This window comes from Chromobacterium sp. HL1 (assembly GCF_057418835.1).
In genome coordinates this window covers 4606100-4622497 of sequence record NZ_CP162399.1, presented here as the reverse complement: position 1 = coordinate 4622497, position 16398 = coordinate 4606100, and the positions used below count along the sequence as shown (strand labels likewise).

General features: G+C 67.4%; 8 protein-coding genes. 6 read left to right on the top strand and 2 right to left on the bottom strand.

Going from position 1 to position 16398, the window contains the following annotated elements; translation table 11 throughout:
* Positions 1 to 3: 3 nt before the first annotated feature.
* From aceF to AB1Z25_RS21055, 4 genes are all read left to right on the top strand, one after another.
* Positions 4 to 1671: a dihydrolipoyllysine-residue acetyltransferase gene (gene aceF, locus AB1Z25_RS21070; RefSeq protein ID WP_486636097.1), complete on the top strand. Its 1668-nt coding sequence runs from the start codon at positions 4 to 6 to the stop codon at positions 1669 to 1671.
* Positions 1672 to 1785: 114 nt separating this feature from the next.
* Positions 1786 to 3582, top strand: coding sequence for a dihydrolipoyl dehydrogenase (lpdA, locus tag AB1Z25_RS21065; RefSeq protein ID WP_486636096.1), 1797 nt, complete (start codon positions 1786 to 1788; stop codon positions 3580 to 3582).
* Positions 3583 to 3900: 318 nt separating this feature from the next.
* On the top strand, positions 3901 to 5643 hold the full coding sequence (locus AB1Z25_RS21060) for an autotransporter assembly complex protein TamA (RefSeq protein ID WP_235085830.1): 1743 nt from the start codon (positions 3901 to 3903) through the stop codon (positions 5641 to 5643).
* Positions 5644 to 5656: 13 nt separating this feature from the next.
* The gene (locus AB1Z25_RS21055; protein ID WP_486636095.1) at positions 5657 to 9481 is read left to right on the top strand and encodes a translocation/assembly module TamB domain-containing protein; all 3825 of its coding nucleotides are present in this window, start codon (positions 5657 to 5659) and stop codon (positions 9479 to 9481) included.
* A gap of 43 nt (positions 9482 to 9524) precedes the next feature.
* Here the strand turns inward: AB1Z25_RS21055 and AB1Z25_RS21050 are convergent, their stop codons facing one another.
* Entirely contained in the window at positions 9525 to 10472 is a 948-nt protein-coding gene (locus AB1Z25_RS21050) for a LysR substrate-binding domain-containing protein (protein ID WP_235085836.1), read from the bottom strand.
* A 162-nt stretch (positions 10473 to 10634) separates the two neighbouring features.
* On the opposite strand from AB1Z25_RS21050, the gene AB1Z25_RS21045 reads away from it, so the two are divergent.
* Both AB1Z25_RS21045 and AB1Z25_RS21040 read left to right on the top strand, forming a co-directional pair.
* Positions 10635 to 11822, top strand: a complete 1188-nt coding sequence (locus tag AB1Z25_RS21045) for a M20 aminoacylase family protein (protein ID WP_107801033.1) — start codon at positions 10635 to 10637, stop codon at positions 11820 to 11822.
* Positions 11819 to 13111 (top strand): MFS transporter, encoded by a 1293-nt coding sequence (locus AB1Z25_RS21040; RefSeq protein ID WP_227105628.1) that lies wholly within the window; start codon positions 11819 to 11821, stop codon positions 13109 to 13111. The genes AB1Z25_RS21045 and AB1Z25_RS21040 overlap by 4 nt, the downstream gene beginning before the upstream one ends.
* 32 nt (positions 13112 to 13143) lie before the next feature.
* Here the strand turns inward: AB1Z25_RS21040 and AB1Z25_RS21035 are convergent, their stop codons facing one another.
* Complete coding sequence (locus AB1Z25_RS21035; RefSeq protein WP_227105627.1) at positions 13144 to 16323, bottom strand: bifunctional diguanylate cyclase/phosphodiesterase; 3180 nt, start codon at positions 16321 to 16323, stop codon at positions 13144 to 13146.
* Positions 16324 to 16398 lie beyond the last annotated feature (75 nt).

Genomic DNA, 16398 nt, shown 5'->3' with positions numbered 1-16398 from the left:
CTCATGAGCAATCTGATCGAATTGAAAGTGCCCGACATCGGCGGTCACAGCAATGTAGACATCATCGAAGTATTCATCGTCCCGGGCCAGACCGTGTCCGTGGACGATTCCCTGATCACGCTGGAAACCGACAAGGCCACCATGGAAGTGCCGGCGGAAACCGCGGGCGTGATCAAGGAAGTCAAAGCCGTCGTTGGCGGCAAGATCTCCGAAGGCGACGTGATCGCCATCCTGGAAGTGGGCGCCGCAGCGTCCGCGCCGGCCCCGGCCGCCGCCGCGCCGGCGCCCGCCGCCGCCCCGGCCGCGGCTCCGGCTCCGGTTGCAGCCGCTCCCGCCGCCGCGCCTGCCGCGCCGGCGGCTTCCGGCCGCAGCGAAATCCGCGTGCCGGACATCGGCGGCCACAACGGCGTCGACGTGATCGAAGTGACCGTCAAGGTCGGCGATGAGATCGCCGTCGACGACAGCCTGATCACGCTGGAAACCGACAAGGCCACCATGGAAGTGCCGGCCTCCGCCGCCGGCCGCGTGGTGGAAGTCAAAGTGAAAGTGGGCGACAAGGTCAGCGAAGGCGATCTGATCGTGGTGGTCGAAGGCGCCGTTGCCGCCGCCGCCGCCGCCGCCGCCGCCGCTCCGGCAGCCGCAGCTGTCGCCGCCCCGGCTCCTGCCGCCGCCTCGGCTGCCCCGGCCCCGGTGGCCGCCGCGCCCGCCGCCGCTCCTGCCAAGGCCGCCGCCGCCATCGACGAAGCCTCCTTCTCCAAAGCCCACGCCGGTCCGTCCGTGCGCCGTCTGGCGCGCGAACTGGGCGTGGACCTGGGCAAGGTCAAGGGCAACGGCCGCAAGGGCCGCATTACCGAAGAAGACGTCAAAGCCTTCGTCAAGGGCGTGATGCAGAACCCGGCGGCGCTGGCTCCGGCCGCCGCGGCCTCCTCCGGCGGCGGTCTGGATCTGCTGCCGTGGCCGAAAGTCGATTTCGCCAAGTTCGGCCCGATCGAAACCAAGCCGCTGTCCCGCATCCAGAAGATTTCCGGCGCCAATCTGTCGCGCAACTGGGTGATGATCCCGCACGTAACCTTCAACGACGAGTGCGACATCACCGAGCTGGAAGACTTCCGCAAGACCGTGGGCAAGGAATGGGAAAAGTCCGGCCTGAAGATCAGCCCGCTGGCCTTCATCATCAAGGCCGCCGCCGAGGCGCTGAAAGCTTTCCCGAACTTCAACAGCTCGCTGGACGGCGACAATCTGGTGCTGAAGCAGTACTACCACATCGGCTTCGCCGCCGACACGCCTAACGGCCTGGTGGTGCCGGTGATCAAGGACGCGGACAAGAAAGGTCTGCGCCAGATCGCCCAGGAACTGACCGACCTGTCCAAGCTGGCGCGCGAAGGCAAGCTCAAGCCCACCGACATGCAGGGCGCCACCTTCACCATCTCCAGCCTGGGCGGCATTGGCGGCACCAGCTTCACGCCCATCGTCAACGCGCCGGAAGTGGCCATCCTCGGCGTCTGCAAATCGCAGATCAAGCCGGTGTGGAACGGCAAGGAATTCGCGCCGCGTCTGATGTGCCCGCTGTCGCTGTCCTTCGATCACCGCGTGATCGACGGCGCCGCCGCCGCGCGCTTCACCGTGCATCTGGGCAAACTGCTGTCCGATGTGCGCCGCCTGATTCTGTAATCGCCAGCCGGGCGGACGCCCCGGCCTGGCCGGAGCGCGCCGCCCAAGCGAACGACTCTGCTGAATAGCGGCGGGGGCCCCCGGGCTTCCGCCTTACGTTGCGGATGGAAAACCATGAGCAATCTGATTGAACTGAAAGTCCCGGACATCGGCGGCCACGACAACGTGGACGTGATCGAAGTCTTCGTCAAGCCGGGCGACGTGATCGAGAAAGAAGCCAGCCTGATCACGCTGGAAACCGACAAGGCCACGATGGAAGTGCCGGCGGAAACCGCCGGCGTGGTAAAAGAAGTCAAGATCGCCGTCGGCGGCAAAGTGTCCGAAGGCGATGTGATCGTGATCGTTGAAGCCGCCGGCGCCGCCGCGGCTCCGGCCGCGCCCAAGCCGGTGGAAACCACCGGCGTCGCATCCGCCACCACCCAGGCCGGTTTCGCGCCGCAAGCCGCTCCGGTGGCCGCCAGCCATAGCGGCGGCGCCGACATCGAGTGCGACGTGATGGTGTTGGGCGGCGGCCCCGGCGGTTATTCCGCCGCCTTCCGCGCGGCCGACCTGGGCCTGAAAGTGGTCATCGTCGAGCGCTACGCCACCCTGGGCGGCGTCTGCCTGAACGTGGGCTGCATCCCGTCCAAGGCCCTGCTGCACAATGCGGCGGTGATCGACGAAGTCAGCCATCTGGCCGCCAACGGCATCAAGTTCGGCAAGCCGGAAGTGGACATCGACATGCTGCGCGGTTACAAGGAAAAAGTAATCGCCAAGCTGACCGGCGGCCTCGCCGGCATGGCCAAGGCGCGCAAGGTGGACATCGTGCGCGGCAACGGCCATTTCATCGATCCGCATCATATCGAAGTGTCCGCCACCACCGGCAAGGGACGCGAAGAGAGCGGCGAGAAGAAGATCGTCAAATTCAAGAACGCCATCATCGCCGCCGGTTCCCGCGTGGTGAAGCTGCCCTTCATCCCGGACGATCCGCGCGTGGTGGATTCCACCGGCGCGCTGGAGCTGAAGGGCGTGGCCAACCGCATGCTGATCATCGGCGGCGGCATTATCGGCCTGGAAATGGGCACCGTTTACTCCACGCTGGGCGCGCGCCTGGACGTGGTGGAAATGATGGACGGCCTGATGCAGGGCGCGGACCGCGACCTGGTCAAAGTGTGGCAGAAGTGGAACGCCCACCGTTTCGACAACATCATGCTCAACACCAAGACCGTGGCCGTGGAGCCCAAGGACGACGGCGTGTGGGTGACTTTCGAGGGCGATCAAGCGCCGAAAGAGCCGCAGCGCTACGACCTGGTGCTGTACGCCACCGGCCGCGCGCCCAACGGCAAGCTGCTGGGCGCCGAGAACGCCGGCATCGCGGTGACCGACCGCGGCTTCATCCCGGTGGACAAGCAGCAGCGCACCAATGTGCCGCACATCTTCGCCATCGGCGACATCGTCGGCCAGCCGATGCTGGCGCACAAGGGCGTGCATGAAGGCCATGTGGCGGCGGAAAACTGCGCCGGCCAGAAGTCCTACTTCGACGCGCGCGTGATTCCGGGCGTGGCTTACACCGATCCGGAAGTGGCTTGGGTCGGCGTCACCGAGGACGAGGCCAAGAAACAGGGCCTGAAGATCGAGAAGGGCGTGTTCCCGTGGGCCGCCTCCGGCCGCGCCATCGCCAACGGCCGCGACGAAGGCTTCACCAAGCTGATCTTCGACGCCGAAAGCCACCAGATCATCGGCGGCGGCATTGTCGGCCCGCACGCGGGCGACATGATAGGCGAAGTCTGCCTGGCCATCGAAATGGGCTGCGACGCCACCGACATCGGCAAGACCATCCACCCGCACCCGACCATGGGCGAGTCCATCGGCATGGCGGCGGAAGTGGCGCACGGCACTTGCACCGATTTGCCGCCGCAGCGCAAGAAGTAAGCGCGGCGCGGCAAGGATGAGGGGCGGACTTTCGGGTCCGCCCTTTTTTATGCGCATTGTCTTAAATGACGGGGCGGCAAAACTATTGCCGATTTCGCCTGTCACACCGCCCTGCGCCCGTAATCGGCGCGCGTGAGCGGCCGCCATGAGAAAAACGTATGGCTGTCGCGTGTGAACCTGAATTACGGTTGAATATAAATTAAGCTTTTGGTTTAAGAAAACGCCGGTCTGTTCCCGCGATTTTGAAGCCGCCCCGCCGCTTCTCGCCAGCCGCCGCAAGTTTCGTTACCATGGCCTCGACACCAAACGAATCGGACCATGCCAAGCTCCCGCCTGCTTATTTCATTGATCTTATTGCTGTCGGCGACGCCCGTCTGGGCCAAGCTCGATTACAGCGTGCGCGTCGACGCGCCTTCCGGCCTGGCCGGCTTGCTGCAAGACAATCTGGAATTGGTCACCAGCCGTCTGGAAGAAGAAATGGACGAGACGCTGTTGACCGAGTTGGTGCGCAGCACCCCGGAGGACGCGCGCAAGCTGTTGGAGACCGAGGGTTATTTCGACGCGCGCGTCAATGTGCGCGAAGAAAGCGCCCGGCAGTACGTGATCGAGGTCAAGCCCGGCGAGCCCACGCTGATAGACGACGTGGTCATCCGCCTCAACGGGCCGATACGCGACGAAGGCGACTTCCAGCAACGCTTCGCCGCGGTGCTGGAGGCCTGGTCGCTGCCCATGGGCGCGCCTTACCGGCAGTCCGATTGGGACGGCAGCAAGCGCGCGGTGATGCGGCTCATCACCGCCGATCGCTTTCCCAAGGCGCAGATCAGCAAGAGCGCGGCGGAAATCGATCCGGCCACCCGTCGCGCGCAATTGCTGGTGGACATCGACAGCGGGCCGGTGATCCTGTTCGGCGAGATCACCGTCAAAGGCATGAAGCGTTATCCGGAGAAGATCGCCACCGGTTTGGCCGATTTCTCCCCCGGCACCGCCTACCGGCTGCAGAAGATCTTCGATTACCAGTCGGCGCTGGAGCAGGCGCCGCATTTCTCCAATGTGGTGGTCAGCCCCGACATGGCCCATATCGACCCGGACACCCATCGGGTGCCGGTGGAGGTGGACGTCACCGAGATGCCGCGCCAGAAGCTGGAGCTGGGTTTGATCTACGACTCCGGCGACGGCCCCGGCCTGCGCGTCGGCTACGACCATTACAATATTTTCCGCCGCGGCTACACCGGCTCCTTGGTGACCAACTGGAAGAAAAACCAGCAATCGCTGTCGCTGGGCCTGGGCTTTCCGCGCCAGTCCGACGGCTATTCCCATTCCATCACCAGCGCTTTCAAGACCGACGACGTGCAGGGCCTGAAAACCCGCAGCAGCGACGTGGGCGGCTGGCGCACCCGCACCCGCGGCAATATCGAGGCCCGTCTCGGCCTGCAATATCTGCTGGAAAGCGAAGAGGCCGGCGGCGTGTCCAATAAGGACACCCGCGCCTTGCAGCTGGTCTACGGCTGGACCCAGCGCGCGGTGGACGATTTGATGCGGCCGCGCTCCGGCGTTTTGCTGGACTTCCAGCTCTCCGGCACCGTAGGCAGCGCCCTGTCCTCCACCTCCTATGTGCGCGGCTACGCCCGCACCGTCGGATACTGGTCGCCGTTTCCCAAGTACGGCACCTTCGTCGGCCGGCTGGAACTGGGCCAGGTGTGGGCCAACGACAAGGACGCGGTGCCGTCCTCCATCCTGTTCCGCGCCGGCGGCGCCAACAGCGTGCGCGGCTACGATTACCAGAGCCTGGGCCTGCCGGGCCCCAACGGCTCGGTGCTGGGCGGCCGCGTGGTGGCCACCGGCAGCCTGGAGTACCAAATCCCGATCAAGCCGGACTGGTATCTGGCGCTGTTCACCGACGCCGGCAACGCCAGCCAGAGCTGGAAAGGCTTCCAAGTGGAGCGCGCCAACGGCGTCGGCGTGCGCTGGATGAGCCCGGTGGCTCCGCTGGCCTTCGACTTCGCCAAGGCGGAGCGCGACGGCAAGATCCGCTGGAACCTCAGCCTGGGCCTGGCTTTCTGACCCGAATGCATTCATGAGCGAAACCGACACTCCCCAAACTCCCGACACCGCGCCGCCGCCGCCGCCGCCGCCGCCGGCCAAGCCCAAGCGCCGCCGCTGGCGCTGGCTGCTGTGGCTGCCTTTGCTGCTGATCGCGCTCTTGCTGGCCGCCAGCGCCTGGCTGACCGGCAGCCGCGCCGGCTTCGCCTGGCTGATGCAGTCGCTGGGCGGCCTCAGCGGCAACGCCGTCAGCGTCAAGCAAGCCGAAGGCACGCTGTGGGACGGCTTCAAACTGAGCGAGGTGCGCGTGCGCAGCGCCGGCAGCGACGTGGACATCGAGTCCGTGCAGCTGGACTGGCGGCCGAGCGCCTTGTGGCAGCGCCAATTGTGGGTGAGGCAATTGGCGGTGGGCCACGTCAAGGTGGCGGTCAAGCCGACGCCGGCCGCCCCATCCAGCGGCGCGCCGGAATCGCTGGCCTTGCCCCTGGGCGTCCGCCTGGACCGGCTGAGCGTGGCCAGCGTGACGCTGGAACCGGCCAAGCTGCGGCTCTACGGCCTCGAAGCCGGCTACGTCTACGACGGCCGGCGCCACGATCTCAAGCTCAAGCGCCTGGGCTCGCCCTGGGGCGAGGCCGCGGCGGCGCTGCAATTGGCCGACGCCAAGCCCTTCGCGCTGCAGGGCAAGCTCAGCGCCGACGGCGAGCTGGACAAGATTCCCTATCAGGCGCGGCTGGCGCTGGGCGGCGATCTGCTGCACCTGAGCTTTGACGGCGAGCTGTCCGGCAAAGACCTGGTGGCCGACGTCAAGGGCGGCCTGCTGCCCTTCGCTAGCAATCCCTTCAACAGTTTCACCCGGCTGGACGCGCGCATGGCCGGCATCAATCCGCAGGCCATCCTGCCGGAATGGCCGCGCGCCAAGCTCAGTTTGGCGGTGTTCGCCGAGCCGGACGCCGGCCAGCGCGTCAAGGGCGGCCTGACCCTGCTCAATGAGCTGGCCGGCCCCTTGTCCGAGCAGCGGCTGCCGCTGTCCTTGCTGGCCGGCGAGTTCCGCGCCGACGACAAGGCGTTGGAGCTGTTCAATACCCACGCCCGGATCGCCGGCGGCGAAATCGGCCTGGCCGGCCAGCTGCGGCCGGATAGGCTCAAGCTGGCGCTGGATGTCTCCAAGCTGGGCCTGCGGCAATTGCACGCGGACGCGCCGGACGACAGCCTGGACGGCCGGGTGACGCTGGACGGCCCCTTGAGCGGGCCGAACATCCTCGCCCAACTCAAGGGCAAAACCCTGCAAGCCAAGGCCGATGTCGGTTTCGCGCCGGCGCCGCATCCGGCGCTGCTGATCCGGCAGGCGGAGTTGACCGCCGGCGTCGGCACCCTGGCGCTGGCCGGTCAACTGGGCTTGGACGGCAAGCAGCTGTTTGATTTCAACGGCAAGCTCAATCGCGCCGACCCGTCCAAACTCAAGCCCGGCCTGCCCAGCGGCGACCTCAACGCCAGCTTGCAGGCCAAGGGCCAGCTGGCCAGCCCGCTGAGCGTGGCGGCCAAGCTGCAATTCGCGCCCAGCAAGCTGTCCGGCGCGCCGCTCAGCGGCGGGGCCGATCTACAGCTGCAGGGCGAACGCTTGAAGTCGCTCAGCGCCGATCTGAAGCTGGCGCAGAACCGGCTGCAGGCCAACGGCGCTTATGGCGCCGCCGGCGACAAGCTCAAACTCTTGATCGACGCGCCCAATCTCGGCCTGATCGGCCCCGGTTTCTCCGGCGTGGTCAAGGGCCAGGGCGAGTTGGCGGGCACGCCCAAGGCGCCGTTGATCAGCGCCAATCTGCAAGCCGACCGACTGAAGCTGCCGGGCAATATCGCCGTGCAGAGCATGCAATTCAGCGGCAACGTCAAGGCCGACCAGAACAGCCCGTTCCAACTCAAGCTGGACGTGGCCGCGCTGCAAGCCGGCGGTTTCCGCGCCGAGCAACTGCGCGCCAGCGCCAACGGCACGCGCGCGCGCCATGGTCTGCAACTGGACGGCCGTTTCCGCCTGGCCGACCACCCTTACGCGCTGCAATTGGCGGCCAGCGGCGGCCTGCGCGGCGAGGCCGGGCCCTGGGCCGGCACCCTGAGCAAGCTGGAGTTGAGCGGCCGTCCCGGCCTTAGCCTGCTGGCGCCGGTGGCGCTGGAACTGGGCGAGCAGATCAAGGTGGGCAACGCCCGGCTGTCGGCCTTGGGCGGCAGCATCACCCTGGCCGAACTCAACCGCGGCGCCAACGGCGCGCTCAGCACCCGCGGCTCCGCGCGCGGCCTGCGGCTGGCGGAGCTGGGGCCCTTGCTCAGCCTGCCGGTGAAGCAGGATCTGAGCTTCGATTCCGACTGGAACCTGAATCTGGCGGCCAACGCCAAGGGCCAGTTCACGCTGCGCCGCGCCGGCGGCGACGTGCAGCTGCCGGGCGACAAGGGCAAAGACGTGGCCTTGGGTCTGAAGACCGCCGCCGTCACCCTGACGCTGGACGGCGGGCGCGCGCTGTTCGACCTGAATCTGGACAGCCGCTACGCCCAAGCGCAAGGCAAGGGCTCGGTGCCGTGGAACGGCGGCGCCATCGACGCCAAGACCCCGCTCAACGCCACGGTCAGCGCCAGCGTGCCTTCGCTGGCGACACTGGCCAGCTTCGCCGGCCCTTCTTTGGAGCTGGGCGGCCAGATCAGCGCCAATCTAGCTTTGACCGGCGCCTTGAGCCAGCCTATGGCCCAAGGGACGATACGCGGCGACAAATTATTGCTGGCCGACCGCCGCACCGGCATCCGCCTGGGCGACGGCAGCCTGCTGGCGCGGCTGGACGGCCGCAAGCTGGTGCTGGACCGTTTGCGCTTCGCCGGCGGCGAAGGCGAGGTGGCGGCCAGCGGCGCGCTGGATCTCAGCGGCGACACCCCGGACGCGCGGGTGGCGGTGGAATTGCGCAAGTTCGGCGTGTTCGACCGGCCCAACCGCCGCCTGGTGGTGTCCGGCCGCACGGAGCTGGCGATGGTGGCCGGCAAATTGTCGCTGACCGGCCATATCCGCGCCGACCAGGGCCGCATCGGCCTGCCCAAATTCGGCGCGCCCAGCCTGGGGGACGATGTGATGGTCAAGGGCCGGCCGGGGCCGGAGCCGTCGGCCTTCGCCAGCATGCCGCTGACGGTGGCGCTGGATCTGGACCTGGGCGACCACTTCCGCTTCTCCGGCCAGGGCCTGAACGTGGATCTGACCGGCTCGGTGCGCGTCAGCGCCAATCCGGGCGAAGCGCCGGGCGCCAAGGGCCAGGTGCGGGTGGTCAAAGGGCGTTACAAGGCCTATGGCCAGGATCTGGACATCGAGTACGGCGCCATCACCTTCAACGGTCCCTTGGACAACCCCCTGCTCAATGTGCGCGCCAAGCGCCGGCTGTCGCCGGTGGGCGCCGGGGTGGAAGTCAGCGGTTCGGTGTCGGTGCCCAAGGTGCGGCTGATCGCCGACGAGCCGATGTCGGAAAAGGACAAGCTGGCCTGGCTGGTCTTGGGCCGGGCGGCCAGCGGCGAGCGCGACGACAACGATCTGGCGGCCTCCGCCGGCATGATGCTGGCCGGCTCGCTCAACGATCAGATCGGCCTGTTCGACGATCTGGGCGTGTCCAGCCGCAAGGAAAAGACCTTGGCCAACGGCACGGTGAGCCCGGCGGAGCAGGTGGTGACGGTGGGCCGCCAGCTGACCCGCGAACTGTATCTGGGCTACGAGTACGGCGTGACCAGCGCGAACCAGGCGGTGAAGCTGGCGTATCAGCTGAGCAGGGGCTGGTCGGTGGTGTTGCGGGCCGGCACCGACGCCTCGGTGGAGTCGCGCTACACCTTGCGCTTCGATTGAGCGCGACGCGGCGTCGCCGAAGCGCGCAGGCTTAGAACGGCCTCTAAAACCGCAGCGTCAGCATCCGCGCCAAGGCCCGGTCCTCCGGCCGGGCCGAGCGCATGCGCTGGCGCAGCGTCTGCCGCAGGCAGTCGATGAAGCAGCGGGCGGCGTAGCCGTGGGCCTGCCCCTGCAGGCTGATTACGCCGATGACGATATCCTCCATGTCTTCCCGCAGCGACAAGGCCTGGGTCTTGCCGGCGAATTCCGGGCACAGCAGCAAGGGCTCCGGCCCGTAGCTGAGCATGCCGGCCTGGACCAGGCCGGCCAGCAGCGCCATGGATTGCGCGCAGATCAGCCGTTCCGGCGCGATCGCCAGGCCGTGGCGGGTGAACAGCCGGTCCAGCACGTGGCGATAGCTGGAGGGGCTGTAATTGACCACCCAATCCTGCTCCAGCAGCTCGGACAAGGACTGCGCGCGCAGCGCCGGATGGCCGTTGCGGGCGAACACCCGGCCGCCGTGGCTGAACAGCGGCTGGCAATGGAATTCCTGAGCCAGCGGGTCGAACAGCGGGCTGATGGCGAAATCCATCTGGCCGTCGCGCAGCCGCGGCAGCGCCACCGCCAGCAGGCCTTCGAACAATTCCAGCCGGATCGCCGGCAGCCGTTGGCGAAAGCGCAACACCACCTCGGGCAATAGCGTGGGCACCAGCCAAGGCGTGACGCCTATGCACAGCCTGGCGTCGCGCTGGCCGCGCAGCGCCTCTAATTCGTCATGAGCGCGCTCCAGCTGCATCGCCACTTGGCGCGCGTGGATCAGCAAGGCCCGGCCCGCCTCGGTCAGCCGCGCGCCGCTGGCGTGCCTTTGCAGCAGGGGCAGCCGCTGTTCTTCCTCCAGTTCGCGCAGCGTTTTGCTGACCGCCGCCTGCGACAGGTCCAACATGCGGGCGGCGGCGCGAATGCCGCCGCCGTCGGCCAGCGCGATCAGCGCTTGCAGTTGCTGCAGTTTCATCTCTCCTCCAAGCCGACAACCAGAAGTGTTCTCGATCACCGTTCTGCGGCTATTCACCTATTAACTATTGCCGCTAGTCTGGGATCGCAGTCGCGGCGCCGCGTCCGTCGTCGCCACGACAGTGTGCGACAAGAGCGTGATAGACACCAAGGAGACGACGCCATGAACGCCCCCATTCTGCCCGGCATCCGCGATATCGCCCCGGCGATGATCGCGCTGCGCCACGATATCCACGCCCACCCCGAACTGGGCTTCGAGGAGGTGGAGACCCGCCGCCATGTGATCCGCTGCCTGCGCGACTGGGGCTACGAGATCCACGAAGGACTGGGCGTGACCGGCGTGGTCGGCACCCTGCGCCGCGGCGCGGGGCCGAGCATAGGCCTGCGCGCCGACATGGACGCGCTGCCCATCCAGGAAACCACCGGCCTGCCCTGGGCCAGCCGCGTGGAGGGAAAAATGCACGCCTGCGGCCACGACGGCCATACCGCGATGCTGTTGGCGGCGGCTTGCGAGCTGGCGCGGCGCGACAGCTTCAGCGGCACCGTGCATCTGATTTTCCAGCCGGCGGAAGAGGGCAAGGGCGGCGCCAAGCGCATGCTGGACGACGGCCTGTTCCGGCTCTTTCCCTGCGACGCCATCTTCGCCATGCACAATATGCCGGGTTTCCCGGTGGGCCAGCTGGGCTTCCGGCCCGGTCCCTTCATGGCTTCCGCCGACACCGCGGTGATCCGCATCCGCGCCACCGGCGGCCACGGCGCGGTGCCGGACAAGGCGGTGGACCCGGTGGTGGTGGCCGCGTCCCTGGTGATGGCGCTGCAAAGCGTGGTGGCGCGCAATGTGTCGCCGCTGGACATGGCGGTGGTGACGGTGGGGGCCATCCTGGCCGGGGAGGCCCCCAATGTGATTCCGGAGAGCGCGGAAATGCGGCTGAGCATACGCGCCTTGCGGCCGCAGGTGCGCGCCTTGCTGCGCCAACGCATCGAGACGCTGGCCGCGGCCCAGGCCGCCGGCTTCGGCGCGCGCGCCGAGGTGGATTACCAGGACGGTTATCCGGTGCTGGTCAACGACGCGGCGGCCACCGCGCTGGCGCGGCAGGTGGCCGTGGACTGGCTGGGCGAGGGCGGGGTGGTGGCGGAGATGCCGCCGCTGACCGGCAGCGAGGATTTCGCCTTCTGGCTGGAGCGGGTGCCGGGCTGTTATCTGATCATAGGCAATGGCGACGGCGAGGGCGGCTGCATGGTGCACAACCCCGGTTACGACTTCAACGACCAGGCCTTGCCGGTGGGCGCCAGCTACTGGGTCAAGCTGGTGGAGCGCTATCTGGGCGGCGCGGCCGGGGGCGGGCAATGACGGCCGCCCAGTTGTCGGCGGCGCGGCCGGCCGCTCCCAGCCGGCGCGCGATCACCGCCATCACCGTGGGCAATGCGCTGGAGTTCTACGACTTCATCGTCTACAGCGCGCTGGCCACCTTGATGGGGCGTTTGTTCTTTCCGTTCAGCGACGAGCCGCTGCTGCAGCTGATGCTGTCCTTCGCGGTGTTCGGCACCGGCTTCATCAGCCGGCCGATAGGCGGCATCGTCATCGGCCTGTACGCGGACCGCAAGGGACGCAAGCCGGCGCTGCGGCTGAGCCTGTGGCTGATGGCGATAGGCTCCATGCTGTTCGTGGTGGCGCCCACCTACGCCCAGGCCGGCCTGCTCGGTCCGGCGCTGGTGGTGCTGGGACGGCTGGTGCAGGGCTTCGCCGTCGGCGGCCAGGTGGGGGCGGCCACCTCGATGTTGATGGAGTACGCCGACGACAAGTCGCGCGGCTACTACTGCAGCTGGCAGCTGTTCAGCCAGGGCCTGGGGGTGTTGGCCGGCACGCTGACGGTGAGCTTGCTGAGCGCGCTGTTGCCGGCGGCGGCGATGGAGGCCTGGGGCTGGCGGCTGGTGTTCGCCATCGGGGTGTTGGCGATTCCGGTGGGCGAGTATATCCGCAGCCAGCTGGACGAGACCGCGGCCTCGGCGGTGGCGCCGCAGGCGACGACGGAACCGGCCGGGCCCTTGCTGCGCCGGCACGGGCGGCAGATATTGGCCGGGGTATTGCTGACCATAGGCGGCACCGGGCCCAACTTCATCATCGCCCACTATCTGGCCAATCACGCGGTGACGGTGCTGGGCATGCCGCTGGCGGTGGCGATCTGGGCGGCGTCGACCGCGGCCCTGTTGCAAGTGCTGCTGTCGGTGGCGGCCGGACGCTGGAGCGACCGCGTCGGCCGTCGCCGTTCCATTTTGTGGCCGCGCTTGGTCTTGCTGCTCTTGCTGTATCCGGGCTTCATGCTGTTGAACGCCGCGCCCGGCTTGCCGACGCTGCTCTTGGTCGTGGTGCTGCTGACAGTGCCGCTGGTGTTGACCGCGGTGCCGAGCATCGCGGTGCTGCCGGAGTTGTTTCCGCGCCGCATCCGCGCCAGCGGCATGTCCATCGTCTACTGCGTGGGCGTGATGATTTTCGGCGGCTTCGCCCAGTTCTTCGCCGCCGGCCTGATCCGGCTGACCGGCGATCCCAACGCGCCGGCGCTGTACGCGGTGTTGTGCATCCTGGTGTCGATGATAGGGCTGGCGATGGTGCCTGAGACGGCGAACCGGCCGCTGGACTGAGCTTGCCGGCCCGGCATCGCCCCGGGCCGGATTCAGACGGACAGCCGTTGCCGCAGCGCGTCCATTCTTTGCTCCATCGCCTCCGCGGACAGCGGCGCGCCCAGCAGATAACCCTGCATCGCCGAGCAGCCGAGCTTGCCCAGATAGTCCTGCTGCTGCGGATGCTCGACGCCCTCGGCCAGAGTGTCCATGCCCAGCGCGTTAGCCAGGTGGACGATGGCGGAGACGATGGCGGCGTTTTCCTCGTCCTGCGGCAGGTCGATGATGAAGGAGCGGTCTATCTTGATGGTGTCCGGCGCGAAGCGCTTCAGATAAGCCAGGCTGGAATAACCGGTGCCGAAATCGTCTATCGACAAGCGCACCCCCATCGCCTTGATCACCGCCAACTGGCGAGCGGCGAAGTCCGCGTCCTCCATCAGCGTGCTTTCGGTGACTTCGATCTCCAGGCAGTAGCCTGGCAGGCCGCTGCTTTGCAGCGCGTCGCGCACATCGTCGACGAAGTCCGGCCGCGTCAGCTGCCGCGCCGAGACATTGACCGCCATGCGCACCGGGCGCAGGCCGCTGTCGTACCATTGCGCCGCCTGGCGGCAGGCTTCGCCCAGCACCCAGCGCCCCAGCGGCACCACCAGGCCGGTGTCCTCGGCGATGGGGATGAAGCGCGAGGGCATGATCAGGCCGTGTTCCGGATCGCGCCAGCGCACCAGCGCCTCGCAGCCCAGCAGGCGTTCGCCGCTCATATTGAATTGCGGCTGATAAACCAGGTAGAGCTCGCCGTGTTCGATGGCGCGGCGCAGCCGGGTTTCCAGATGCAGCCTTTCGGCCACTTCCACGTTCATTTCCCGGGTGTAGAAGCGGAAAGTGCTGCGGCCGTGCGCCTTGGCGTGGTACATGGCGAGATCGGCGTTCATCAGCAGGTTCTGCAGATCGCGGCCGTCGTCCGGCATCAGGCTGATGCCGATGCTGCAGCTGACGTTGAGCTGATGGGCGCCGATGTCGAAGGGCCGCTGCATCGCGGCCAGCACGCGCTCGGCCACTTGCGCGGCCTCGCCGGGCTGGTCGATGGACGGCAGGATCAGCACGAACTCGTCGCCGCCGGTGCGGCCGACGGTGTCCAGCGCGCCCACTGCGGCGCTTAGGCGGCCGGCCGCCTGCTTCAGCAATTCGTCGCCCAGGCCGTGGCCCAGGGTGTCGTTGATGTTCTTGAAGTGGTCCAGATCGACGAAGAGCACCGCCAGCTGGCCCTGACGCAACTCGGCCTGACGGATGGCCTGCTGCAGCCGGTCGTTGATCAGCACGCGGTTGGGCAGATCGGTCAGCGCGTCGTATTCGGCCAGATGCTGCACCCGCGCCTCCTGCTCCTTGCGTTCGGAGATGTCGGTGAACAGCGCCACATAGTGGCTGATCTCGCCCTGTTCGTTCTGCAGCACGCTGATGTTCAGCCATTCCGGGAAGATGTCGCCGTTCTTGCGACGGTTCCAGATCTCGCCGGACCACTGGCCGCGCTGGGTCAGCTGCTGCCACATGTTTTCGAAGAAGGCCGGTTCGTGACGGCCGGAGGCGAGCAGGGCGGGAGTCTGGCCCAGCGCCTCGGCCTCCTCGTAGCCGGTGATCGCGCAGAAGGCGCGGTTGACCGCCAGGATGCGGTTGTCCGGGTCGGTGACCAGGATGGCCTCGTTGCTGGATTCGAACACCTTGGCGGCCAGGCGCAGCTGGCGGTCGGTCTGGCGGCGCGCGGTGATGTCCCGGCCGGTGGCGCACAGATAGTCTTCGCCCTGGTAGTTGAGCGGACTGACGGTGACTTCCAGCCATTGCTCCTCGCCGCAGCACTGCAGCCGGGCGTCGAAGGTGTGGGGCAGGGCGTCCGCGGCCGGGCGGAACAGCGCGCGGGTCAGCGTCGCGGCGTCGCAACCGCAATCCAGCCGTTGGCGCGCCGCCTGGTTGCAGTAGACGATGTCGCCGGCGGCGTTGCGCAGCGCGATCAGATCGGTGGCGTTGTCCACCATGAAGTGGCTGAGGCGCAGATCGCGCGAGCGCTGTTCCAGCGAGAGGTGGCTTTGCTGCAAGTCCTGGCGGTAGCGCTGCACCAGCGCGTTGAGCCAGCGCAGGAAGAACCAGCAGAAAGCGGCGGCGACCAAGAGGGCGGCCAGGGTCAGCAGCAGGGTGGCGACGATGCGTTCGCGCAGACTGCGCTCCAGTTCCTGGCGCGCTCGCTGGCTGCTGTCTTCTATCGATTGCACGCGCAGGCTGGTGACCAGGGTCCAGTCCCAGCCGGGCAGCTGGCGCGCGTAGGACAGATAGCGTTCGCCTTGCGGCGCGTCCAGGCTGCTGATCAGGTATTCCATGAAGCCGCCTTGCTTGCCGCGGCGGATCAGTTCGGCGATGCGGCCGCGGTCGGCGCCGGGCAGGGCGGAGTAGTGCTTGCCGTTCATCGCCGGATTGGACGGGTCCAGCAGGATCACGCCGTGGCGGTCTATGATCATGAAGTCGCCGCTGTCGTGGCCGAAGCGCATGCGCGCCAGCATCTCCAGGCCTTGCTTCTGCATGTCGGTTTCGACGTTGTTCAGGTATTCGCCGCTGCCTATCAGCCAGTTGTAGGGGCCGAAGCGGCGGGCGTAGGCGACTTTCTCGCTCATCTCGCCGCGGCCCGGCTGGTACCAGCGGTAGGAGCTGAAGCCGCGCTGTTGCGGGTTGTCCACCGATTCGATCAGCGCGCGCATGATGTAGCGGCCCTGATCGTCGCGGTTGGCCAGCAGCGAGCCGCCCTCCAGCTGCGGCGCGGTGGGCAGCAGCACGCAGCGTCCGTCCAGGCCGTCGATGAAGAAATAGCCGCGGCCGTCGAAGTAGCGCAGCGGCCGCAGCGCCTCCGCGATCAGCCGCTGCACCTGATGCGGCGGGCGGCGCAGGCGTTCCTGGCGCCAGATGGCGTCGGCTAGGTTCCAGGCCTGGTCCACCTGTTCGCGCAGCCTTTGCTTCAGGGTGTCGTTGGTGCGTTCGCGCAGCGCGGACAGGGTTTGCGCGGCGTGGTCGGCGTAGGAGCGCAGGTAGTCGCGCGCGCGCGCGTAAGCGTCCTGGCGTATGGTGTGCTGGCGGGCCTGGAAATCGTTCCAGCTGCTCAGCAGGAAGTAGCTGGACAAGGTCAGCGCCAGCATGAACACAATGGCGAGCGTGCCAAACAATTGCAGACGGGACAGCTTGGCCTGATTCAACTCCATGTTTTTGTCGTTATCGCTCGATGGACCCGCCAGTATAAGGGATTATCGCGTTTGTCATGGCAAAATGTCGGGCCG